1 pseudogene is annotated in these 237 nt (G+C 62.0%); it reads right to left on the bottom strand.

From position 1 onward, the window contains the following. Window positions 1–237 (bottom strand): annotated as a pseudogene (locus ACPYOG_RS20755) (glycosyltransferase); the annotation flags it as partial.

The raw sequence follows: 237 nt of genomic DNA, 5'->3' as shown, positions 1-237 counted from the left end.
GTGACGAAGTGGTTGGACGTGCCGCCCAGTGGCAGGGGGATCCCGGAGTTGTCCAGGCCCGGGAGCATGGAATCGAACCAGTGCGTGTACTCGATGGTGAACAGGCGGGTCAGCACGTTCTGGTCGGCGTTGAAGTAATTCAGCGCGGCCTGGACGCAGATGAGGGGTTTGCGGCCGGGGTTCAGGTGTTCCCGCTCGAACTCATCCCGTTTGAAGGCTGCAATGGAGGCCCTCAAC

Source organism: Leifsonia sp. HAY1-4F, from assembly GCF_056755275.1.
Note: the sequence above shows the minus strand (reverse complement) of the source record. Positions and strands in the feature narration are given on the sequence as shown.